Source organism: Paenibacillus sp. NPDC057967, assembly GCF_042887015.1.
Classification (GTDB): domain Bacteria; phylum Bacillota; class Bacilli; order Paenibacillales; family Paenibacillaceae; genus Pristimantibacillus.
The window spans coordinates 1-23,217 of record NZ_JBHVQB010000009.1; the positions used below are offsets into that span (position 1 = coordinate 1).

Annotated in this window: 20 protein-coding genes, 6 tRNA genes and 1 rRNA gene; 26 read left to right on the forward strand and 1 reads right to left on the reverse strand. The window is 51.5% G+C overall.

Features of this window, described 5'->3' with window-relative positions:
- The 15 genes from ACFVSO_RS22050 to ACFVSO_RS22120 all read left to right on the forward strand — a co-directional run.
- Positions 1–95, forward strand: a 23S ribosomal RNA gene (locus tag ACFVSO_RS22050); the annotation flags it as partial.
- Between the two features lie 174 nt (positions 96–269).
- Positions 270–346: transfer RNA gene (locus ACFVSO_RS22055), tRNA-Met, on the forward strand.
- 3 nt (positions 347–349) lie between these two features.
- Positions 350–425, forward strand: a tRNA-Val gene (locus ACFVSO_RS22060).
- Between the two features lie 10 nt (positions 426–435).
- Positions 436–512: transfer RNA gene (locus ACFVSO_RS22065), tRNA-Asp, on the forward strand.
- Positions 513–529: 17 nt separating this feature from the next.
- Positions 530–605: transfer RNA gene (locus ACFVSO_RS22070), tRNA-Phe, on the forward strand.
- 17 nt (positions 606–622) lie between these two features.
- Positions 623–706, forward strand: a tRNA-Tyr gene (locus tag ACFVSO_RS22075).
- Between the two features lie 12 nt (positions 707–718).
- Positions 719–794: transfer RNA gene (locus ACFVSO_RS22080), tRNA-Lys, on the forward strand.
- Between the two features lie 181 nt (positions 795–975).
- Positions 976–1,845: a MurR/RpiR family transcriptional regulator gene (locus ACFVSO_RS22085; protein ID WP_387477619.1), complete on the forward strand. Its 870-nt coding sequence runs from the start codon at positions 976–978 to the stop codon at positions 1,843–1,845.
- Positions 1,846–1,957: 112 nt separating this feature from the next.
- The gene (locus tag ACFVSO_RS22090; RefSeq protein WP_387477622.1) at positions 1,958–3,508 is read left to right on the forward strand and encodes a DUF4127 family protein; all 1,551 of its coding nucleotides are present in this window, start codon (positions 1,958–1,960) and stop codon (positions 3,506–3,508) included.
- A gap of 165 nt (positions 3,509–3,673) precedes the next feature.
- Positions 3,674–4,990 carry an ABC transporter substrate-binding protein gene (locus tag ACFVSO_RS22095; RefSeq protein ID WP_387477625.1) on the forward strand — a complete coding sequence of 439 codons (1,317 nt, stop codon included), beginning with the start codon at positions 3,674–3,676 and terminating at the stop codon, positions 4,988–4,990.
- A gap of 93 nt (positions 4,991–5,083) precedes the next feature.
- Entirely contained in the window at positions 5,084–5,980 is an 897-nt protein-coding gene (locus tag ACFVSO_RS22100; protein ID WP_119803969.1) for a carbohydrate ABC transporter permease, read from the forward strand.
- A gap of 1 nt (position 5,981) precedes the next feature.
- Positions 5,982–6,812, forward strand: a complete 831-nt coding sequence (locus ACFVSO_RS22105) for a carbohydrate ABC transporter permease (protein WP_387477628.1) — start codon at positions 5,982–5,984, stop codon at positions 6,810–6,812.
- 29 nt (positions 6,813–6,841) lie between these two features.
- Positions 6,842–7,552: an N-acetylmannosamine-6-phosphate 2-epimerase gene (locus tag ACFVSO_RS22110; RefSeq protein ID WP_387477630.1), complete on the forward strand. Its 711-nt coding sequence runs from the start codon at positions 6,842–6,844 to the stop codon at positions 7,550–7,552.
- Positions 7,553–7,557: 5 nt separating this feature from the next.
- The gene (locus ACFVSO_RS22115; protein ID WP_387477632.1) at positions 7,558–8,487 is read left to right on the forward strand and encodes an ROK family protein; all 930 of its coding nucleotides are present in this window, start codon (positions 7,558–7,560) and stop codon (positions 8,485–8,487) included.
- Positions 8,488–8,607: 120 nt separating this feature from the next.
- Positions 8,608–10,845 (forward strand): DUF4434 domain-containing protein, encoded by a 2,238-nt coding sequence (locus ACFVSO_RS22120; RefSeq protein ID WP_387477634.1) that lies wholly within the window; start codon positions 8,608–8,610, stop codon positions 10,843–10,845.
- Positions 10,846–11,001: 156 nt separating this feature from the next.
- Here ACFVSO_RS22120 and ssuE read toward each other — a convergent pair whose 3' ends face one another.
- Positions 11,002–11,565 (reverse strand): NADPH-dependent FMN reductase, encoded by a 564-nt coding sequence (gene ssuE / locus ACFVSO_RS22125; protein WP_387477636.1) that lies wholly within the window; start codon positions 11,563–11,565, stop codon positions 11,002–11,004.
- A 200-nt stretch (positions 11,566–11,765) separates the two neighbouring features.
- On the opposite strand from ssuE, the gene ACFVSO_RS22130 reads away from it, so the two are divergent.
- The 11 genes from ACFVSO_RS22130 (at position 11,766) to hisD (ending at position 23,179) form a co-directional block, all read left to right on the forward strand.
- Positions 11,766–12,905: a PucR family transcriptional regulator gene (locus ACFVSO_RS22130; protein ID WP_387477638.1), complete on the forward strand. Its 1,140-nt coding sequence runs from the start codon at positions 11,766–11,768 to the stop codon at positions 12,903–12,905.
- Positions 12,906–12,994: 89 nt separating this feature from the next.
- Positions 12,995–14,116 carry an ABC transporter ATP-binding protein gene (locus ACFVSO_RS22135; protein ID WP_387477640.1) on the forward strand — a complete coding sequence of 374 codons (1,122 nt, stop codon included), beginning with the start codon at positions 12,995–12,997 and terminating at the stop codon, positions 14,114–14,116.
- 95 nt (positions 14,117–14,211) lie between these two features.
- Positions 14,212–14,814, forward strand: a complete 603-nt coding sequence (locus ACFVSO_RS22140) for a sigma-70 family RNA polymerase sigma factor (RefSeq protein WP_387477642.1) — start codon at positions 14,212–14,214, stop codon at positions 14,812–14,814.
- On the forward strand, positions 14,777–16,279 hold the full coding sequence (locus tag ACFVSO_RS22145) for a DUF4179 domain-containing protein (RefSeq protein WP_387477645.1): 1,503 nt from the start codon (positions 14,777–14,779) through the stop codon (positions 16,277–16,279). The genes ACFVSO_RS22140 and ACFVSO_RS22145 overlap by 38 nt, the downstream gene beginning before the upstream one ends.
- 128 nt (positions 16,280–16,407) lie before the next feature.
- Complete coding sequence (gene hprK / locus ACFVSO_RS22150; RefSeq protein WP_119803948.1) at positions 16,408–17,346, forward strand: HPr(Ser) kinase/phosphatase; 939 nt, start codon at positions 16,408–16,410, stop codon at positions 17,344–17,346.
- Positions 17,347–17,404: 58 nt separating this feature from the next.
- On the forward strand, positions 17,405–18,409 hold the full coding sequence (gene lgt, locus ACFVSO_RS22155) for a prolipoprotein diacylglyceryl transferase (protein WP_387477647.1): 1,005 nt from the start codon (positions 17,405–17,407) through the stop codon (positions 18,407–18,409).
- Between the two features lie 65 nt (positions 18,410–18,474).
- Complete coding sequence (ppaX, locus tag ACFVSO_RS22160; RefSeq protein WP_387477649.1) at positions 18,475–19,143, forward strand: pyrophosphatase PpaX; 669 nt, start codon at positions 18,475–18,477, stop codon at positions 19,141–19,143.
- Positions 19,130–19,618 (forward strand): acyltransferase, encoded by a 489-nt coding sequence (locus ACFVSO_RS22165; RefSeq protein ID WP_387477652.1) that lies wholly within the window; start codon positions 19,130–19,132, stop codon positions 19,616–19,618. Before ppaX ends, ACFVSO_RS22165 begins: the two co-directional genes overlap by 14 nt.
- A 351-nt stretch (positions 19,619–19,969) precedes the next feature.
- Positions 19,970–21,196: an ATP phosphoribosyltransferase regulatory subunit gene (locus ACFVSO_RS22170; RefSeq protein WP_387477655.1), complete on the forward strand. Its 1,227-nt coding sequence runs from the start codon at positions 19,970–19,972 to the stop codon at positions 21,194–21,196.
- On the forward strand, positions 21,193–21,837 hold the full coding sequence (hisG, locus tag ACFVSO_RS22175; RefSeq protein ID WP_387477658.1) for an ATP phosphoribosyltransferase: 645 nt from the start codon (positions 21,193–21,195) through the stop codon (positions 21,835–21,837). The genes ACFVSO_RS22170 and hisG overlap by 4 nt, the downstream gene beginning before the upstream one ends.
- 49 nt (positions 21,838–21,886) lie before the next feature.
- Positions 21,887–23,179 carry a histidinol dehydrogenase gene (gene hisD / locus ACFVSO_RS22180; RefSeq protein ID WP_387477660.1) on the forward strand — a complete coding sequence of 431 codons (1,293 nt, stop codon included), beginning with the start codon at positions 21,887–21,889 and terminating at the stop codon, positions 23,177–23,179.
- The last annotated feature ends 38 nt before the right edge of the window (positions 23,180–23,217 follow it).

A 23,217-nucleotide genomic window follows, 5' to 3' on the forward strand; every position in this document is an offset into this window, starting at 1 on the left:
AAGACCCCTTGAAGACGACGAGGTTGATAGGTTCGGGGTGGAAGCACAGCAATGTGTGGAGCTGACGAATACTAATCGGTCGAGGGCTTATCCTACGGCTAAGGATGATTCAAAAGTTACTTTCGTATCCAGTTTTCAGGGCGCAATTCTTTTCTCAGGATGGACAAGCTTCATCCAAAGGATAAAAGTTACACATGGCATATGGCTATGTCATTTCCTGACCTTGTAAGCGACCCCGAGCGCTGCAAGCGACATTTTCGGGGACATGTGGCGGTGTAGCTCAGCTGGCTAGAGCGTACGGTTCATACCCGTGAGGTCGGGGGTTCGATCCCCTTCGCCGCTACCATATGGAGGATTAGCTCAGCTGGGAGAGCATCTGCCTTACAAGCAGAGGGTCGGCGGTTCGATCCCGTCATCCTCCACCATATTAATCCTGGAGCTGTGGTGTAGAGGCCTAACATGCCTGCCTGTCACGCAGGAGACCGCGGGTTCGAATCCCGTCAGCTCCGCCATTTTTTCAATAAAGTAAGGCTCGGTAGCTCAGTCGGTAGAGCAGAGGACTGAAAATCCTCGTGTCGGCGGTTCGATTCCGTCCCGAGCCACCACTTTTTCTAAGCAACATGGAGGATTAGCGAAGTGGCCAAACGCGGGAGACTGTAAATCTCTTCCTTCGGGTTCGGTGGTTCAAATCCATCATCCTCCACCACTTTCTTCTTGAGAGCCATTAGCTCAGTTGGTAGAGCACCTGACTTTTAATCAGGGTGTCGTAGGTTCGAGTCCTACATGGCTCACCAGTTTTTTTACGAAAACTGAACAAGTAATCACAGAGAGATGAATCTCTCTTTTTTTTGTGTTTAAGGCCCCTCTAGCAGGGGCCTTTTTATTTGCCAACCGATTATACTTGAAAGTTGTGGAGCGAAAGTCTATTATTATTTTATAAAGTGGAATATTTCTTCAATTTGAGGAGTGTATGCAATGTCCAAGCTTAAAGGTTTCTCCGAAGGTGCCAATACCTTATTAGTGATATCCAGCATCTACGAATCGCTGACCAAAACAGAGAAGAAAATTGCGGACGTCATTCGGAAGGATCCGGAAGCGGTCGTTTATGTGACATTAACAGACTTAGCCGAGATGGCTGGAGTGGGGGAAACCTCGGTGTTACGCTTATGCCGCAAGATCGGTTTTAAGGGCTATCAAGAATTCAAGCTGGCGTTGGCTCAAGATTTGGTCGTTCCGATCAAAAACGTGCACAGTCAAATTGATGAATCCGATAATCTTCATGAAATTGCAGCTAAAATAACGGCGGAAAATACGAAGTCTATCGAAAACACGCTTAATCTTCTCGACATGGAACAAATGGAGAAGGCCATCGATGCGATCGGGCAGTCGAAGAAGCTGTACTTCTTCGGTGTCGGATCATCAGCTAATACCGCTATGGACGGCAAGTACCGTTTCATGAGATTGGGGTATAATACCGAGGTTGTGACCGATCCTCATATCATGGCAATGAACGCTATTCTGATGGAGGAAGGCGATGTTCTTTTTGCCGTATCGACCTCTGGCAGTACAAAGGATATCGTGGACGCTGTCAAGATTGCGAAGCAAAAGTCGGTTTTCTTTATTTGTCTGACCAGCCATCTGCGTTCGCCTCTGACACAATATGCAGATGTGGTGCTGCTCTCCAAATCGAGGGAAACTCCGCTGCAAGGCGGCGCCTTCTCGTCTAAGCTATCTCAGATTCATGTCCTGGATATTCTGACCACAGCAACGGCAATTCGCTATCGGACCAAGGCTTACGATGCGTTGGAGAAAACCTCCATGGCTGTTGTCCATAAAATTTATTAAAAGGATTGAAATGGAGCAATTCTCCGTATTATAATATTAATATGAAGTAATTATCCATGCGTACCTTTGGTCGTATGGATTTTTTATTAACGAACAGGAGTGAGCGCATCTTATGAACAAGATCGTATATGTACCACTGGATGAAAGGCCATGCAATTATGACTATCCGCTATACTTGGCAGGCATGACGGATCTCCATATGGCTGTGCCAGGGCGAGATATTCTCGGGGATAAGAAAAAGCCAGCGAACACCGAAGCCGTAGCTCATTGGCTGCGCAAGGAGTCCGCTGACGCAGATTACGCCTTAATCAGTATGGATATGATGCTGTATGGGGGGATCGTACCTTCCAGGCTTCATCAGCTCGATCTGGCAGAACTGGAACGAAGAATAAACGTATTGCGAGAAATAAAAGCAGGGAATCCATCCTTAAAACTGTATGCCTTCCACCTCATTACAAGAGCCCCTGCCTATTCGAGCAGCGAGGAAGAACCCGATTATTATGCCGATTACGGCCGGGAGCTGTATGAATTCGGGTGGCTGACGGATAAGCGCAAGCGAGACGGACTGAGCCAAGTTGAAGAGGAACGGCTGGCACAAATCGAAGGAACGGTACCGATTACTATTTTTGATGATTTTTTGGGCAGACGAGCAGTGAACAAGCAGTTGAATCAACGCTCTGTATCACTAGTGGACGAGGGAATCATCGATTATCTGGTTGTTCCACTGGATGACAACTCTTTATACGGATATACCTCTTCCGAGCAGCGGAATCTCGTGCATCTCATTCAGGAGTGCAATTTACTTGACCGGATAGCCGTATACCCAGGTGCGGATGAAATCGGATGTACAATGTTCAGTCGTATCTTCTGCGAGATTCATCAGTACGAACCTTTGATTCACATCAGATACTCTTCAACGCTCGGTCCAGCCATCGTACCCAAATATGAGGATCGCAGCTTGAACGAAAGCATGAAGCATCACATTACGGCATCGGGAGCCTACGTAGCGGATGGATTTGAGGCGCCAGATATCTTCTTGATGGTTCATTCCCCTGCTACTAGCGGAGTAACTGTAGCCGAGACGACAGATCGCTATGATGCGCGTCATCACTCTTACTTCTCCGAAGTGAATATGCGTGAATTCGCAAGCGCAATAGACCGATATGCGCGTCAAGGAAAAGTAACGGTGCTGGGTGACGTAGCTCTATGCAATGGCGGGGATGACATTCTGATGAAGCTGCTTGCGAAAAAAGGCTTGTTAGAGAAGCTGGATGGTTATGCGGCATGGAATACGTCTGGCAATGCGCTCGGTACGGTGATCTCCCATGCGATCATTACGGCCTATAACCGTGCGCAGCCGCAGCTCGATCCGTCTAAGGATGCGGCAAGCCGCATGTATTATTACTACCGGCTTATCGAGGACTGGGGCTATCAGTCTGTCGTACGTCAGCATATTACCGACAAGCTTCTGCCGGAGCTGCAGGCCTCTTATTTCCACATCGAGCATGTACAGGAGGAAGTGGCGGGTCTGATTGAGGAACATTTGCAGCAATTCATGAATGATTATATCCCTTATGATGGAACGCTAACGATATCGAAGGTATCCACGCCATGGAAGCGGATGTTCGAAATCGGATTCTTGCTGGAGAGCCAGCAGAGCTAATGGAGTTATGCTTCTACCAAAATGACATTCCTCTATTCAATTTTGGAGTATTCCTCCTAAATTAAAAAATAAAAAGGAAATATCCTTTACAATCTGACTCGCCCGGGGGTATAATAGCTCCAGGAACTTCATCATTACTTCATACTTAGGGGGATTGAACGAATTATGTTGAAGAGAAAATGGGTCACGACGACGCTTGCCTTAATTCTGACCGCTGCGCTTGTTGCTTGCGGGAATGGCAATAATAGCGGCAGCCCTTCCAGCACGGACAAAGGCAGCAACGGCTCATCGGGCAAAAAGACAGAGGTTAGCTTCTGGTATCTATGGGGCGGCGTTGAAGGAGAGTATGTAGAGCAACTAATCTCCGAGTTCAATGCAAGCCAAGAGCAATACGAAGTGAAAGGCTTGTCCGTACCGGATATGCAGAAGATTATCGTAGCGATCTCCAGCGGAGAGGGACCGGATGTAACGGATAACTTCAGCAATAACACGGCTTCCTATGTGGAGAAGGGCATGCTGGAATCGCTTGACGAATATATCGAGCGAGACAACTACGATATCTCTGACTTCGTGCCAGCGGCGCTGGATTCCGGCCGTTACGACGGCAAGTTGTATGCGCTTCCGATTAACGTCAACTTCAATATGATGTTCTACAACAAAGCGCTGCTGGCGGCAGCCGGTTATGACGGACCGCCTCAAACGGAAGAAGAATTGCTGGAATATGCGATCAAGCTGACGGAGACCAATGCCGACGGCACGATCAAAGTAATGGGCTTCCCGGACTTCCCGAACGTGTATTACACGAACAGCATGGCCTTTGCCATGGGCGGTGACTTCATCTCCGAAGACGGCAAGACTTTGACGCCTGACAACGAGGGCATGAAGAAAGGCATCGAGCTGATGCAGGCTTACCGCAAGCAATTCGGCTCTGATAATATCCTGAAGTTCAACTCGTCCGCCAAGTATCTGGATGCAACGGATCCGTTCATTCAAGGCAATCAAGCCATTCGATTCGATGGACCGTGGTTCGGACATACGGTGAAAAATGTACTGAAGAAGGACATCGATTACGGCGTAGCGCCATATCCTGCACCTGCGGGCAAGCCTGAGCTGTCTGGCGGCGGCGAAGTAAGCGCATCGACCTTCTTTATCCCAAGCAATGCGAAAAACAAAGACGGAGCATGGGCATTCATGAGCTGGCTGATGTCGAAGGACAACATGGTGAAATTCAATGACAAGTTCGCCAATCTGCCTGCCAGAACTTCGGCGTATGACGATCCGGCGCTGCAGGATATTCCAGATTTCCAAGCTTTCGCAGAAGCAGCCAAAAATCCGAATTTGAAGTCATTCCCTACTTTCGGTGAGCAAGGCTCTTACGGCAAAGTCATTACGGATGAATTCGAGCTTGCCGTGAACTTCAAGAAGACTGCAGAAGAAGCGATGAAGACGATGAAAGACAAGTCCGCCAATCTGCTGAAATAAGGAATCGTGAAGTCAGCTACGTGTACCGCTTTGCCGGAAGGTGAAGCGGTACAGAACTTATGATGGGGAAAGTAGACTTCAGGGGGAGCAACCATGAAGAAAAAAACTTGGATCGGGTTAGCATTCGCGAGTCCCTGGCTATTAGGCTTTCTCGCTTTTACGCTGTATCCGTTATTGGCATCATTCTATTACAGCTTTACGAGCTTCAATATTTTTCAGTCTCCCGAATTTGTAGGATTCGATAACTATAAGGAGCTTATGGGAGACGATCTATTCTGGAAAAGCGTGAAGAACACGTTGTACCTGACGGTAGTAAGCACGCCGATCAACTTGTTCTTCTCCTTACTAGTGGCATTATTGCTTAATACGAAAATTAGAGGTTTGTCGATATACCGCACAGTGTATTACATCCCGACGATTGTACCGCTCGCAGCAACATCGTTGCTGTGGATGTGGATTCTGAATCCGCAATACGGCCTGCTCAACGACTTGCTCAGTATGGTCGGACTGCCGGGGCCGAACTGGCTCGCTGATCCGAGCTTAAGCAAATTCTCGCTGGTGATGATGGGACTATGGGCCTCGGGCAACGTGATGATTATCTTCCTGGCTTCCTTGCAGGAGGTTCCGCAATCGCTGTATGAATCGTCACAGATCGACGGAGCGAACAAGTGGCGCCAATTCTGGAGCATAACGATTCCAACCATTTCGCCGATCATTCTGTTCCAGCTGATTATGCAAGTAATCAATAATCTGCAATATTTCACACAAGCATACTTTGTTGTATCGAGCAGCGCACTCAATCTGCCGGGCAGCGGCGGACCTGAGAATTCGCTCTTGATGTATGCGATGTACTTGTACCACAATGCCTTTATTTACTTCAAAATGGGCAAAGCTTCCGCTATGGCATGGATCTTGTTCATCATAGCTGGCATTATTACATGGCTCATCTTCCGTTCTTCGAAAAAATGGGTCACCTACGGAGGCGAATAAGATGAAGTCGATCAAACTTAAAAAGAGCCTACCTGTCCATAGCATTCTGGTCGTGATCGGGATTGCCTTCCTGGCGCCGTTCCTCTGGATGCTGCTGACATCGCTTAAGTCGTTGGAAGAAATATCGACCTTCCCGTTAACTATATGGCCAGAGGTGTTCCAGTGGAGCAACTACAAGGATGTATTCGAGATCATCCCGTTTGCAAAATACTTCTTGAACACGTTGCTGGTTACGCTCGCGAGTGTGGTGGGACAGCTGTTCGCGGCTCCGCTTGTCGCTTATTCCATTACGAAGATTGAATGGAGCGGGCGCAAGTGGATCTTCCCGATTGTGATTGCAACCATGCTGCTCCCATTCCAGGTAACCATGATTCCGATCTATATGATCTTCAAGGATCTTGGACTGACTGGCAGCTACTGGCCGCTCATTATCCCGACTTTCACGGGTGCGCCGCTTTATATTTTCTTGCTAAGACAGTTCTTTATGTCCATCCCGGATACCATTATCCAGGCAGCGCGCATCGACGGCGCATCCGAGTCCCGTATCTATGTCACGATGATTCTTCCGCTATGCCGTCCGGCTCTAGCAGCCGTCGCGATCTTCACGTTTCTGTATACATGGTCTGACTTCATGGGGCCGCTGCTGTATCTGAACAACGCGGATATGTACACGCTGACGCTGGGCTTGCAGGCTTTCCTGGCTGAGCATTACACGGAGTGGGGACTCCTGATGGCGGCTTCGGCCCTGTTCACCCTGCCTCTAATCATTATGTTCTTTTTTGCACAAAAGCAATTTATTGAAGGTATTACTTTGACAGGAATCAAGGGTTGATGTTTCCGTACGTAAGGAGTGTAACAGATATGAAAAAGGACCTAATACAAGCTCTCAGTGGCGGGCTAATCGTCTCCTGTCAGGCGTATGCAGGGGAGCCGTTATTCGGCTCCGACACCATGGCAAAGCTGGCAATCGCAGCCCGGGAGGGCGGAGCTGTCGGCATCCGCGCCAACTCACCGGCGGATATTGCTGCTATTAAGGAATCTCTCGCTCTGCCTATCATTGGGATATGGAAGGAGCGCTATGACGATTCGCAGGTTTATATTACCCCAACCAGCAAAGAGGCGCTTGCCGTTGCCGAGGCGGGGGCTGATGTGATTGCGATTGACGCAACTTCGCGCCGCCGTCCGGGAGAGGAAAGTCTTGCTGACATCGTCGCGCTGCTTCGATCAGAATATCCGCACTGCTTGCTTATGGCGGATGTCTCGACTATCGAGGAAGGGATGCAGGCGGAAGAGATGGGATTTGATATCATTTCTACAACTCTATCAGGATATACGGAATATTCGCCTCAACAGAAGGAGCCGGATTTCAATCTGGTCGAGGAGCTGGCGCGTCGGGTAACAACTCCGGTCTTCGCTGAGGGCAGAATTCAATCGCCGGAGCAAGCATACCAATGTCTGCTGCTTGGCGCTCACGCAGTCGTCATCGGCAGCGCCATCACGCGTCCGGAGGCGATTACGAAGAAATTCGTAGACGGGCTCACCCAAAGCCCTGAGCTTGTCGGAAAGGAATGAAGCCGATGCGTTGCGCATTAGGAATCGATCTCGGAGGCACAAATATCAAATGGGGCATCGTCGCAGAGAACGGCGAAGTGCTGCTGGAGGGACTCACGCCTACCGAGTCGGAACGAGGACCGGATGAACTGCTGAACAAGCTGTCCGCTATTGCAGAGCGGGCGATGCATGCTTCCTCGGACTTGAATCTACAGCTGGAGAGCGTAGGAATCGGCAGCGCAGGCCAGGTTCAGCGCGCCAGCGGTATCGTAATGGGCGCGACCGCAACGCTCCCGGGCTGGGCAGGCATGCCGCTTGGAGAGCGTATCGGCAGAGAGACAGGACTTTCTGTCGTAGTGGACAACGATGTCAACATGATTGCGGTAGGGGAAGCTTGGCTGGGAGCGGGACGCGAATGGGAGGACTTCCTGTGCGTCGCGCTCGGTACTGGCGTAGGCGGCTGCTGGATTAGCGAGCGCCGCGTATATGGCGGCAGAGAGGGCTATGCCGGCGAATTCGGCCATATGGTTATCTCTATGGGCGGCCGCGAGTGCAGCTGCGGCAATCGGGGCTGCTGGGAATCCTATGCTTCGGTGACAGGGCTGAAGAAGCTCGCCTATGAGCAATGGGAAGACGGACCTTGGGAGGAGCCTGAGACGCTGTTCCGCTATGCGAGAGAAGGCAACCCAAGAGCGCTAGCCATCGTGAATCAATATTGCGAGTATGTAGCGGCCGGTCTGACCGGTCTCATCCATATCTACAATCCGCCTGCTATCGTGCTGGGCGGAGCCATTGTGGCCGGGCAAGACGCATTCCTGCTGGAGCGGATTCAGACTTTGTTGAGCAGAGGAGTGATGCCCGTGTATCAGCGGCCTGAACCTGTAGCCCTTGTCGCCGCACAGCTGGGCAGACAAGCTGGAGTCATTGGGGCCGCCCTGGCAGCCTTAAAGCGTTAACCGTTAGCCCGTATTCCATTGTACGGATCTATGCCTGAGAATCAGTGCTGGCTTCATGATAAATACATCCGAATTTTCTAGCTGGATCGAACCATCCTAATTCAAAGGAGAGATCGATTCATGAAGACGGAATTATGGTTGCGAAGTGCAAGAGTCCAGTTGGTCAAAGTATTGTGTTTGACGATGATTGTCGTAGGGTTTAATCCTCTAGGGCTTGAGAGGGCTGACGCAGCCGGCGCGAATCTGATCGCCGGGAAAAGCTACACTTCCAGTATGGCCGCGAATGCCTCCTACCCGGATAGCGGAGGTGCAGAGCTGACGGACGGTATCACAGCAGCGCCGCTGCTTGCTGATGCCGCATGGCAGGGAAGGCTTACGCCAGGCAGCTACTCCTTCACTGTTGACTTGGGTACAGCGCAGACGTTCCAACGGTTTGAAGCCGGATTCTTCAAGTATGCGGGAGGCGGCATTCCTGCTCCCACGAGTGTGGAGTACAGCTACTCCGCAGATAATGCCGTTTATCAGCCGGCATGTTCCGTAGGACAGCAGGGAGCGGGCAACGATATCGTGCGTCTGACCTATTCATGCGATTCCGCAGCGCCTGCAACGGCTCGGTATGTGAAGATGACTGTATCCGGCACACCGGGCAGCTGGTCTTTCGTTGACGAGTGGAAAGTGCTGGAGGAAGTGCCTGCCCCTGCGAATGTGCTGAAATTAAACGGCTCGTTCCTGCAGCCGGAGCTTGGCGACCAGTGGAGCAACACGCAGTGGGAAGATGAATTCCAGTATATGAAGGATGTCGGCATGGATCATCTGATCCTGCAATGGTCGGCGAATACGGAGTTCGGTACAGCCGTCTATCCGACAACTGTATCAGGCCTGACTCAAGAGACATCGCAAGATGTTGTCGCGAAGGCGCTTCAGATGGGCGAGGAATACGGTCTCGATATCTATATCGGTCTTCAGCTTAATCATGAATGGTTCGCCAATTATACGAACAATGTGGCATGGCTGGATGAAGAAGCGGGTATAGCCGGCGAATTGATTGAGGATCTGTGGAATCAATACAGCAGCTATGACTCCTTCAAGGGCTGGTATTTAAGCTTCGAGGTAGACAATTGGAACTTGCCTGATGCAACCTCCTGGCAGCGTATGGCGGACTTCTATAATGATGTCACAACAGTGGCTCACACTGTGTCGCCAGGACTCCCGATTATGATTTCACCGTTCTACAATGTATCCGGCGGGCTGAATCCGTCCGGCTGGCAGACAATGTGGAATTATATTCTGAGCCTCACAGACATCGACATCCTTGCCTTGCAGGATGGCATTGGAGCTGGTCATGCGGCAACGTCCGATCTGGCAAGCTGGTTTGCTGCGACGAAAAACGCCATCACCGCTTCGAGCCCGGGCACGGCGCTATGGGCTGATACGGAGACGTTCAATATGGACTTCAGGCCGATGGATATGAGGCTTATGCTGGACAATATGCTGGCGGTGGAGCCGTATGTCAGTCATTATACGAGCTTCAGCTTCAACCATTACATGAGTCCTCAGACTGTTAATCCGTTATATTATGAGACTTATGCGGATTACGTAGCTACCGGTATCATGGATTCATCCGCACCAACAATCCCGTCGGGATTAACGGCGACCGCAGCGGATTCTATGACGGTTAACTTAAACTGGAGCAGCTCGACAGACAATACCGGTGTCGTAGGCTATCAAATATACCGCAATGGTGAGCTGGTCCATGCCAGCTATATCGCTGCAGTCAACTTTGTCGATAAGCAGCTGACGCCGGGAACCTCGTATACGTATGCCGTGCGTGCCTTTGACGCGGCAGGTAATCTGTCGGCTCTGTCATCGGCTGTATCCGTAGCAACTACGGCAGGAACGACCTATCCGAATATTTGGTCCGCAGGAAAGTCTTATACATCCTCGATGCCTGCGGATGCCGCTTATCCGGATACGGGAGGCACGGAGCTTACGAACGGAGCTTATGGCTCAGCGTCTTATGTAGATGGAGCATGGCAAGGCCGCAATAGCGCAAGTTCTTACAGCTTCGTCATCGATTTGGGGCAAGTGCGCACGATCAGCGAATTGAATGCCAACTTCCTGCAAGTGAAATCCGTCTATGTATTACTGCCTAAGGAAGTGCGCTTCTCCGTTTCCATCGATAATATCAACTTTACGAATGCCGGAACGGTCGAGAAGCCAGCGGTCAGCAGCTCCGATCAGACCAAAACTTATCGTGTGACCGGATTGTCGGGCGTGTCCGGTCGTTATATTAAAGTAGAAGTCGTTCCGGCAAGCAGCGCATGGACATTCATCGATGAGATTCAAGCTCGCAGCTAATCGTTAGATCCTTACCTCGAACAAGATGAGCTATTATTGAAACCTTATTAGATGCTCGCATGAACACGGCCAGATTGGGAGAGTTTCTCAAACTCGCAAAAAAAAGAAGCTGCTCATGAGTCGCAGGGACTCGTTGAGCAGCTTCTTTCATTTCATTTATTGGACAGCGCGGCTGCGCAGAGTCAGCTCTTCGATCAGCTCCTGTGCCGAAGCTTGCAGTCTCTCGGTTAGCTCTTCGTTGATCTCGAACTTGGTTTCGTTGCTGCCGTCCTGAATGCGGCTCACTTGGTTATCCGTAGCATATATGCCTTTGATGAAGTGGCGCGCGCCCATGGATGCCAGTACAGGCTTGAGGGAATAATCGATGGACAGCAGATGCGCGAGCGTACCGCCAATGAACAACGGCAATACGAGCTTGCCCTCCAGTCCCTTCTGAGGCAGCAGATCAATATAAGATTTCAATACGCCTGTATAAGAAGCCTTGTATACCGGGCTGGCAATAATGACAGCCGACGCTTCCTCTACCAGTCTATTGGCCTCTACAATCGCCGGGCTGCCGAAGCGGGAATGGACGAGGTCCTCCGCCGGCAAAGTTACGACCGTAATCATCTTCGACGGGTAGCCCTTAAGATCAAGCTCTCTTCTAATAAAGTCTACAATTCCGTTCAGACGCGATGTTGCGTTCGGGCTTCCGGATATGATTACAATAGAGTTGGACATGAATTTGCATCTCCTTTATAGTAAGCACGTATATACGTAAGAGCAGTCAGATATAGTTGTCTTATCCGATAAGTTTTCTATGTAAAAAAGAGTACCATGAATGGCTGATCCGGTCAAACGCCGGACGAGGCTGAATACAGCAGAATGATATGATAAAATGGACGAAAAAGAGCGCTTAATTTCATGGGAGTGGAACTTAAATGAGCACATATGAATGGGTAAAGCCTCTGGAACGTATTTTGAACAGGCCGTTAACGGTATTGACCATGAAACCGGCGGAATGGAAAGCGGCCGCCGAAGGAGCGGAAGCGGCTTCTGAGCCATTCATTGATGGTGCCATGTCGGCGGGGATTTGGATCGAACATAATGGAAAGCTTTGGGTCGTTGCGGAGACCAGCCAGAAGCAGCTGTCCGTCCTGGAGATGGAAGCACGCAATCTGGAAGCGAAGGATAAGGAGCTGATCAGTTGGTCCTTGCGTCATGCATCCAGCGGATCGAAGGCATATGGAGACACGGGGGCCTCGGAATCTGAAAAGCTGGCGTTCAAGCTGGGGGAATGGCTGCAGAAGCAGCTTGAAGCCGAAGAGCCGGTCTATTCACTGCCTGATCACCTCACCGTAGGCAACCGCTTGTATCACGATATGATTCCGTTTCTGCTCGTAGCGGAGCAATCCAGTGTCAAGCAGGATGTCTATCCGGAGCTGGAGAAGCTGCTGCGCTCCTTTCTCTCTGATGATATCTTGCTAATTCCGCTTAAGAGCCGGGAATGGCTCATATGGGGGCCGATGTCTCTATTGAAGGATGAAGATGCGGAGATGCATGAGCTCGCGGAGGAAGAAACGATGGAAGACAGTCTGGCTTCCATTGCGATCGGTCTGCATGAGATGCTCGCAAGCGAATGGCTGGGCGAATGTCATTTGGCCGTTACGCATCCCGTATCTCCGGCGAAAGGCATGGTTGAGGCCGCCATTACGATGCGGGAGACGATCCATCTGGGCCGCAAATTCCATGTTGGGACCAACATTCATCTTCCATGGATGCTGCAACTGGAGAGACTGCTTAACGCGATCCCGGAGTCGAACCGGTCTAAGTATTTGGAGCAATCGCTGAAGCGCGCGGATTTGTTCGTGGAATCGGAGATGCTCAGCACGCTGGACACCTTCTTCTCCCTCGACTGCAATGTCAGCGAGACGGCCAAGAAGCTGTATATTCATCGCAATACACTCCTCTATCGGCTGGACAAGCTGAAGCAGGAGACAGGACTCGACGTCAGACAGTTTCGGGACGCCGTTCTCGTGAAGATCATTTTGCTATTGTACAAAGTTACGAAAAGGAATTAAATTTTTTGTAAGGTATGTGCATAGTCATCTGTCTCCCTGTGGGATAAGATAGATGCATATCGAAATTCTTTTTTAGGGGGAAATTGATCATGGCAGGCGTACGCTTAGAAGGCATTTACAAAAAATATCCGGGTTCGGACAAAGCATCTGTAACCGATGTAAACCTAGACATCCAGGACAAAGAATTCCTCGTATTGGTCGGACCATCCGGTTGCGGTAAATCGACGACTCTTCGTATGATCGCAGGTCTTGAAGAAATCTCGGAAGGTAAATTGTTCATCGGCGATCGTCTTGTGAACGACGTTGCTCCTAAAGATCGCGACATCGCGATGGTATTCCAATCCTATGCCCTGTATCCGCACATGAACGTGTACCAAAACATGGCATTCGGTCTTAAACTTCGTAAATTCAAAAAAGCAGACATCGACAAACGCGTTCGTGAAGCTGCTAAAATTCTTGATATCGAGCATTTGCTTGACCGTAAGCCAAAAGCACTTTCCGGCGGTCAGCGTCAGCGTGTTGCCTTGGGCCGTGCGATCGTTCGTGAGCCACAAGTATTCTTGATGGACGAACCGCTTTCCAACCTTGATGCTAAACTTCGTGGCCAAATGCGCGCGGAGATCAGCAAACTGACTAAACGTCTGGAAACAACTACAATCTACGTAACGCATGACCAGATCGAAGCCATGACAATGGGCGATCGCATCGTCGTTATGAAAGACGGCTTCATTCAACAAACGGATTCTCCGGAGCAGCTGTACAACAATCCGAAGAACATCTTCGTAGCAGGGTTCATCGGCGCTCCATCCATGAACTTTATTGTAGGCACACTGTCTGAGCAAGGCGGCGCTGTACGTTTCAAAGCGGCTGGCGTAGACGTGTCTGTACCTGAAGGCAAAGCGGCTACGCTTCGCTCCAAAGGCTACATCGGTAAAGAAGTTATCATGGGCGTACGTCCTGAGGACATTCATGAAGAGCCTGTATTCCTGGAAGCATCCCCTAACTCGATCGTGAACGCGAACGTTGAGGTTGCTGAGAACCTTGGTCACGAAATGTATCTGTACCTGAACGGTATCGGTACCGACACGGTTATCGCCCGCGTAGACGGCCGTTCCGCTATCCGTGATGGCGCAAGCGTGAAGCTGGCTCTGGACATGAACAAAGTACATTTGTTCGACAAAGAGACAGAACTGAACATTTTCGAGAACTAATAGCTGAATATAACAAGGAGTCTCCGGTTCATTCCGGGGGCTCTTTTTTAGTTTTTTTCGGAGGAGAAAAACTGTTTGCGGGGTTGAACCGTCTAATGCATACAAAGACGGCAGCAAGGCAGGAGCGGGGGGAAGAGATGGGGCATGATGAGCGCAAGGACGCGGATCTGCGCAAGGACGATGATGCGTTGCTGGAGCGAATAGAGCGGGAGAAGGGCAAAATGTACGGTATTGCCTACGCCTATATGCGCAACGAGACAGATGCGCTAGAGGCCGTGCAAGAGACAGTATGCCGCGTCTGGATGAAGCGACGAAGCATCCGGGAGACGAAATATTTCGCAACATGGATGATACGGATCTTAATCCATGTTTGCATGGATGAGCGCAAGAAGCGAAAGCGGGAGCTACCGTCCCCCAATGAGAGATTGGACTGGACGGCTGAGTCGGACCGGACGATCGAGCGCATCGGGATGGCAGAGCAGATAGCGAAGCTGCCGCCGCGATACCGAATGATTGTCGTGCTGAAATATTATCGGGATATGACTGTAATGGAGATCGCGGAGCTTCTTGAGAAGCCTGATGGCACGATCCGCACATGGCTGCATAAGGCACTGAAGCAATTGAGACAGGATATGGAGCGTGGAAAGGAGGGCATCGGACATGAGCGAGTCGTGGAAGAAGGCTGGGGAAGGCGCTGAGGGGGATGATCGGCCGAATGGGCCGCGCGAGTTACAGAACAGCAGTCATAGCTTGAGAGAGTGTGAAGAGCTGGACCATGACCCGGGGATGGACCAACTGCTAAATAGCCTTAGAAGTGACGTTCAACGAGTGGACAGGGAGATCGCCTTGAATAAGGAATCGGGCTTGGCGGATCGATTGGACCTTGCCCTTCGCAATGGTCATATGAATGGCCGCAGACGCAGCGTCTCGACTCGAAGGAGACGGATTAGTCTCCAGGTGGGCATCGCCGCCATTTGTCTTATGCTTTCGCTGACGGCTTTTGTTCGGATCTCGCCTGCTTTTGCTGCGATCATGAAGGAGATTCCGGGGTTTGGACGGTTTGTGGAATTGGTGTCCTATGATCGCTCCTTAAAGACCGCCCTAGATCATGAATACTTCCAACTTTTGAATCAGTCCGATGAGAGAAATGGCTATAAGTTTACCGTTAATGGCATATTAGCGGATTCACAGCGGATCGTACTTCTGTATACAGCGGAGGGACCGGACATAACGGAAGAGAATATGACTTTTCTGCCGTACAAACTGAAGGATGGGAGCGGGGAAGATCTTCAGGCGATGTCTGCAAGCTCCCATTTCTTCCGGGATGCCACTCAGAAGGAGGGGATCGTTCAGGACTATCTCGTTATTCGCGTATCACCGGGAGAGACGATTCCAAGAGAGCTACACGTCATGATGAAGCTGGGAGAAGAGTGGCTTGAAGTCAAAATCGCGATCGATCACCAGAAGTTTGCCGAGTTGGAAGAAACGTTTGACTTGAATGCGATGATTGAGGTGGCGGGCCAGAAGATTAAGCTGACGAAGGCAAGCATTACGCCGCTTCAGGTTACAGTGGACTTCGAGGGGGATCCCGCTAATCAGAAGCGTCTTGTCGATTTCATCGATTTGCGATTGGTAGATGAACGGGGACGAAGCTACGCGACGCAGGCGGGAATGGGTGATTTAGACAGCTCGCTCCGAAGACACTTCCAGATTGGCGCATTCGAAAAGGTGAAATCTCTCACGCTGGTGGCCAGAGGGTTGATGATGAACGACCGTGACATGAAGGTGGTCATTGATACCGACAAGAAGTTGATGATCAGCGCTCCTGATGAGCGGCTATCCTTGGGGGAGGTCAACATGTGGCATGACGGGATTGATCTTCGGTTCGATATGCGGCTAAGCACGCCCTTAGACGGAGCCAGCTATGGCGGATACAGACTGTTTGAATACGGAGGAACGTTCCGGGATGCGTCAGGCCAGAGCTATCCGATTGAATACGGAGATATACTAAAGCAGAATTATGTATCCATTCGTATAAGTGAGGAAGAAACCGGCCATTATTACTTCCATATTCCGAATGCAGACTACGCTCAGCCGCTGACTCTGGATGTGGATCAATATTATGGTTATGTTCTGCAAGACATCTCGGTCCCAATCAAATAAAGGAGAGGCGCCGCGCGGCGGGAAACGTTGCGTTCGGCGTCTTTTTGCATTACGATGAAGACATTGGAAATATTGATGTACATACGGATAGATCAAGCTTGCGCGCGCAGATGAAGGGGGTCCATACCGTGCCGAAAAAAGTGAAAGTATCAGAGCTCGTCCGGCAGTTCCAGCTGGAGATCGTAGCCGGCGAGGACGGACTTAAACGCAATATTACCGTAGACGACTTATACCGTCCGGGATTGGAGATGGCAGGCTACTTCCATTACTTCCCGAGTGAGCGGGTACAACTGCTGGGACGTACCGAAATTTCATTCCTCAATATGCTGGACAGCGAGGAGAGAAAGAACCGCATGGTGCGTCTGTGCAACGAGGACACACCTTGTATTATTCTGACACGAGGGCTCGAAGCGCCTAAGGAGCTTATTGAACAGTCGAATGCGATGCAAGTGCCAGTGCTGCGCAGCAACACGGCTACGACGATTCTCTCCAGCCGCATAACGGACTTCCTGGAGCATAAGCTGGCGCCGACGGCTACCATTCACGGTGTTCTGGTTGATGTATACGGTGTAGGGATGCTGATTACGGGAGGCAGCGGCATCGGCAAGAGCGAGACGGCTCTGGAGCTGGTGAAGCGAAGCCACCGTCTCGTTGCGGACGATGCCGTCGAGATTCGCCAGACATCCGATGGGCAGCTGCATGGAACGGCTCCGGAGCTTATTCGTCATTTGCTCGAAATCAGGGGGCTGGGTATCATCAACGTCATGACGCTGTTCGGCGCAGGGGCTGTCCGCACGCAGAAGCGGATCGGGCTTGTCATCAAGCTGGAGAACTGGCAGCAGGATAAGCAATACGATCGTCTCGGCCTGGATGAAGAAGTAACACGTATCATTGATACGGATATTCCGCTTGTGACGATCCCGGTGCGTCCAGGGCGGAACTTGGCCGTTATTATCGAAGTGGCCGCTATGAACTTCCGATTGAAGCGGATGGGCTACAATGCCGCTCTGCAATTCACGAACAAACTGACCGAGACGATTGCTGACGATATGGATGATTACGATTGAGCATGCACACAACATCGCACATACGCCAATATATGAAATGAGGGAGTAGATCAAACTAATGGATACGTTCGCGATTAATCCGGTCCTATTCGAGATCGGCGGCTTGTCGATTCGGTGGTACGGACTTATTTTGGGGTTGGGTGCGCTTGCGGGCCTTTTGCTTGCGGTGCGAGAAGGGAAGAGATTCGGCATCAAGCCGGATTTTTTCATGGACTTGCTGTTGCTGGGAGCGCCTTCCGCGATTATTGCGGCGCGCATTTATTACGTAGCGTTCTCATGGGATCAGTATAAAGACCGTCCGCTGGATATGTTTAAAATCTGGGAAGGCGGCATTGCGATCTACGGCGCGATTATCGGGGCGTTTATCTGCGGCATTATCTATGCAAGATATAAAGGTTACCGGTTCCTTAGAATTGCTGACGTTGCAGTACCTTCGATCTTGGTGGGGCAAATGATTGGCCGCTGGGGCAACTTCATGAACCAGGAAGCGTACGGGGGGCCAGTGAGTGAAGAGTTCCTTCGCAATACGCTGCATATCCCGTCCTTTATCGTCAATCATATGTTTATTGTAGATTCAGCTATCCCGGAAGGTGCCTTCCGCCATCCGGCGTTTCTGTATGAGTCGCTCTGGAGCTTGGTGGGACTGGCTATTCTGTTCGTCCTTCGTCGCCAGAAGTTCCTGCGCGTCGGCGAGCTGACTGCCGCCTACTTCATCTGGTACTCCATCGGCAGGTTCTTTATTGAAGCGCTGCGTATCGACAGTCTGGCGTTTATGGGACCAAACTGGTTGGTATCGCTGATCAACGGTCTGTGGTCGCCGATTAGCGGAGTGTTCGACCAAGGCTATCTGGACCCGGCCTATGGCAATATTCGCATCTCGCAATTGCTGGCTCTGCTGCTCATTATCGCAGCGGTCATCTTCATTATTGTACGGCGCGTAACAGGTCAAGCGGATGTGCGTTATTCCGATCCGATCGTGACTACGAAGCCGGAGCGCAACGGCTTAACGGCAGATGGGCAAGATATCGCCACGGCTTCCAAAGCGGGCGAAGACAAGAAGTAATTGTGGACTGAATGTCATCATGGCGGGAAGTCAGTCAGCTTTGTGAATTTAGGAGGCCATACAGCATGAATCAAATTCGCACCATGTTATTCGATCTGGACGGTACGATTCTGGATACGAATGAGCTTATTATCCGTTCTTTCCTGGAGTCGCTGAAGGGCTATGTGCCAGAGGATTTCTGCCGAGATCATATTATCCCGATCATGGGTCTGACGTTGGCCGATCAGATGAAGCTGTTCTCAGGATTGGACGATGTGGAACCTCTTGTGAAGGCGTACCGTGAAGTCAACTTAAGGTTGCATGACGATCTGGTACGAACGTTCGAATACGTCAACGAAGTGCTGGAGAAGCTTCATCGGCAGGGTATACAGATCGGTGTAGTGACGACCAAAATGAGGCTTACGACGGAGAGAGGCCTCAAGTTCGTCGGCATATACGACTATATTGACGCCATTGTAACGATCGATGATGTTACGCATGCCAAGCCGCACCCGGAGCCGGTCCTGAAGGCGATGGGACTGCTTGGAGCCGATCCAGCGACGACTATCATGGTAGGAGACAGCACGGTTGACATCCAGTCTGCAGTCGCCGCCGGAGCGATTGGCGTTGGTGTCGCATGGTCGCTTAAGGGAGGCCAGATTCTGCGGGATGCCGGCGCAACGTATGTCATTGACGATATGCGGGAGCTGTACGCTTTCGCGGGATCGGAGCTGGGGACGCTTGAGAGACGTTGAACGCTATCCCGTTGAAGGACCCAATGCCTTATGGCAGGTCTATTCGACTGTAAGCAGAATAAAGGCGGTACGGAACTTTATCTTTATCCAACTGGCTAGATATTGTCCTGTACTGCCTTGGAAAAATTGGATCTACCGCCGCGTGCTGGGGATGAAGGTCGGTGAGCATACAGCATTTGCTCTGATGGTCATGGTGGACGTCTTCTTCCCGGAACGGATTACGGTCGGAAACAATTCGATTATCGGCTATAATACGACGATACTGACGCATGAGTATTTGATCAAGGAGTATCGTCTCGGCTATGTACATATCGGCGACCATGTCATGATCGGCGCGAACACGACCATTCTTCCCGGTGTTACGATCGGGGACTATGCCGTTGTCGCAGCCGGGTCGGTGGTGCATAAGGATGTGCCCGCCCATGCTTTTGTCGGCGGCAATCCGATGAGGCTAATCGAGCGTCGATTGGACTGAGTGGCTTACGCAAGAGCGTCCTCTAATCAGGAGAGCGAGAACCGGGCTGTCCATAGGTAGTGATGATAGGATTCACAGCAGCGGGGATGTCCTTCATGCAGAGCGAATGGCGCACAGGCGCTTATCGTGTATGCGGGAGGATGTCCTTTTTTATGAGGAAATAAGATGATTCTGCTATTCAGGAGAAGGCGTTCTGCCGATACAAGGAGAAGCTGGGTTGTCAGGCCTGTAATGGGGCTGTGACAGCTTGACGGGAGAGCGTTAATCATGCTACGATAACCACTAATATCTTTATTTTGGTAGCATGGTAACACTTTAAATCACTAAAGTATTTAATGAAGGAGAACGGTTATGTCTAAACCAAAGATGTTCGAGAAGCCGACCGGCGCCAAGGACTATCTGCCGGAAGCGGTTCGCAAGCTGCGTCATATCGAGCGCGAAGTGCTGGCCTGCATGCGCGGCTGGGGCTATGAACAAATCATTACGCCAACGATGGAATATTACGATACGGTGGGGGCGGCGAGCTCCACATCCGACCATAAATTATACAAGCTGCTGAATAACCGCGGCACGACGCTGGTCCTCCGCTCCGATATGACGTCCCCTATTGCGCGGGTCGTCTCTTCGCTGCTTAAGGAATCCGACTTCCCGCTGCGCTTGTCCTATCATTCCAATGTGTTCCGTTCCATTGAAGAGGAAGCGGGACGGGAGGTTGAGTTTTTCCAGACGGGTGTCGAGCTGGTCGGTGATTCGTCTGCGGAAGCGGATGCCGAGGTGGTGGCGCTGGCGATTGCGTCGCTTAAGGCGGCAGGCGTGGAGCGCTTCAAGATCGCGATCGGCCATGTCGGCTTCCTGAACGGTCTGCTTGGCGAAGCGCTGCCGGGCCGTACTGAAGAGCAAGAGCTGCTGAAGTCATGCTTGCTGGGGCGGGATTATGTCGGTTATCGGGATCAGCTGCGGAAGCTGTCGCTGGAAGAGCCGGTGCGCGCTGAGCTGGAAGGAATATTGCGGCTGCGCGGCGGCGGAGAAGTATGCGATCAGGCGCTGGAGCTCTGCACGGACGAGACGGCGCGGGAGTCGATTAGCCATCTGTGCGAGATTTGGGATGCACTCAAGGCATATGGCGTCAGCGAGCATGTTTTGATTGATTTGACCATGATCGGCGACTTCTCCTATTACACGGGCATGACCTTCGAAGGCTACGCTGCCGATCTGGGCTTCCCTGTCGTAAGCGGAGGCCGTTATGACAATCTGCTGGCGCAGTTTGGGCGTCCGGCAGGCGCAACGGGCTTTGCACTGAAGACGACGAGAGTGCTCGAGCTTCTGGGCGCAGAAAGCGACGTTGAAGATGAGCGCACGCTAATCGTCTATGATGCTGCCGGACGCGACGAGGCTCTGGCAGAGGCGCAGCAGCTTCGCGGAGAAGGCGGGCTGGTTGTGACGGTGCGAGCGGATTCACTATCGGATGAGCTGCATAAGGCCGCTCAGTCAGTCAGCTTCCACTATAAAGGGCTTCGCTATACGGCTTTGCAGACGTATATGGCTGGCCAAGGAACGAAAGGAGGCAGCGCAACATGAGCAGCGAGAAGAACATATTGAAGGTTGCGATGCCGAAGGGCAGAATATACAAGCAAGCGCTCAAGCTGTTTCGGGAAGCGGGCATCCCGATTCCGGGCGACTTTGACGATACGCGGAAGCTGATTATTGAACAGCCGGAAGCGAAGATGGAATTTATTATGGCGAAGCCGGTGGATGTACCGACATTCGTCGAATATGGCGTTGCGGATATCGGCATTGTCGGCAAGGACGTACTAATGGAAGAAGACAAGGATGTCTACGAGCTTCTTGATCTGGGCATTGCGAAGTGCCGGATGTCTGTTATCGGGCTGCCAGACTGGAAGCCGACGATCCAGCCGCGCGTAGCGACCAAGTATCCGAGTGTCGCATCCGCATACTTCCGCGAGCAGGGGCAGCAGGTCGAAGTGATCAAGCTGAACGGCTCCATTGAGCTTGCGCCGCTCATCGGGTTGGCGGACCGGATCGTCGATATGGTCGAGACGGGCCAGACGCTGAGAGAGAACGGGCTTATCGAGATGGAGACGATCTTCGGCATTACGAGCAGGCTTATCGCCAATCGGGTGAGCTACCGGATGAAGAATGATAGCATTCAAAGCCTATGCGACCGGCTGCAGGATACGATAGCGACGAAGAACTTCTAGATAGAGCAAGATGCGCGGCAGTAAAGCGCAGGGAGAGGAGTGTTGGATCATGCGCATTATGCGTGCGGAGCAATTTGGATTGAAGCGCGAGGTGGAGTACGGCACGCCGGAGCAGAATGAAAGTGCTTTGCGCATTGTGGCAGACGTGAAGGCAGAAGGCGACGCCGCCTTACTTCGCTACACGGAGCAGCATGACAAGGTGAAGCTGGATGCAGCTTCGCTTCGTGTGACACAGGAGGAGATTGATGCGGCTTATGATCGTGTCGATGCTGCTTTCCTGACGGCATTGCGCGAAGCGGCAGCCAATATTCGAAAGTTCCATGAGAAGCAATTGCGCAATTCATGGATGGATCTTCAGCCTGACGGGACGATGCTGGGACAAATCATGCGTCCCCTAAAGCGTGTAGGCGTATATGTGCCCGGCGGCAAAGCGGCTTACCCTTCGTCCGTACTGATGAATGTCATTCCGGCTCAAGTAGCGGGCGTACCCGAAATCGTAATGGTGACGCCACCGGCTACAGGCGGCAAGGAAGGGATTGATCCCTATATTCTGGTCGCTGCCGCTGAATCGGGCGTGAAGGAGCTGTACCGTGTTGGAGGGGCGCAAGGGATTGCGGCTCTTGCTTACGGTACGGACACGATTGCTCCAGTGGATAAGATTTGCGGTCCAGGGAACATCTACGTGGCGCTGGCGAAGCGTGCGGTATTCGGCGCGGTCGATATCGACAGCATTGCCGGACCGAGCGAAATTGTCGTATTGGCGGATGAGTCTGCCGATCCGGTCTATATCGCAGCGGATCTGCTGTCCCAGGCAGAGCATGATGAGATGGCTTCGTCAATCCTGGTTACGCCTTCTGAGGGGCTGGCTCAAGCCGTCTCAGATGAAGTGGAGCGCCAGCTGTCGACGCTGCCGAGACAAGACATCGCCAGAAGCTCGATTGACCAGTATGGCGCGGTCTTGCTGGTTGATTCCCTCGAAGCGGGCATCAATGTGGTGAATCAGCTTGCTCCCGAGCATCTGGAGGTGCTGACGGAGGAGCCGATGCGACTGCTAGGTCTGATTGAGAACGCAGGAGCGATCTTCCTCGGTCCTTACAGCTCGGAGCCGGTAGGCGACTACTTCGCGGGACCGAATCACATCATTCCGACGAACGGAACGGCTCGATTCTCCTCACCAGTGAATGTGGATGACTTTATGAAGAAATCCAGCTTGATCTACTATAGCAGGGAAGCCTTGATGAAAAACGGTGAAAACATTATGACATTGGCCCGTCATGAAGGGCTCGAAGGCCATGCCAGAGCGATTCAGGTTCGACTGGATAAGGAGAACGGCTCGAAGTAGAGCGGACCACGAGAAACGGGCGCCAGAGTGCGGCTAAT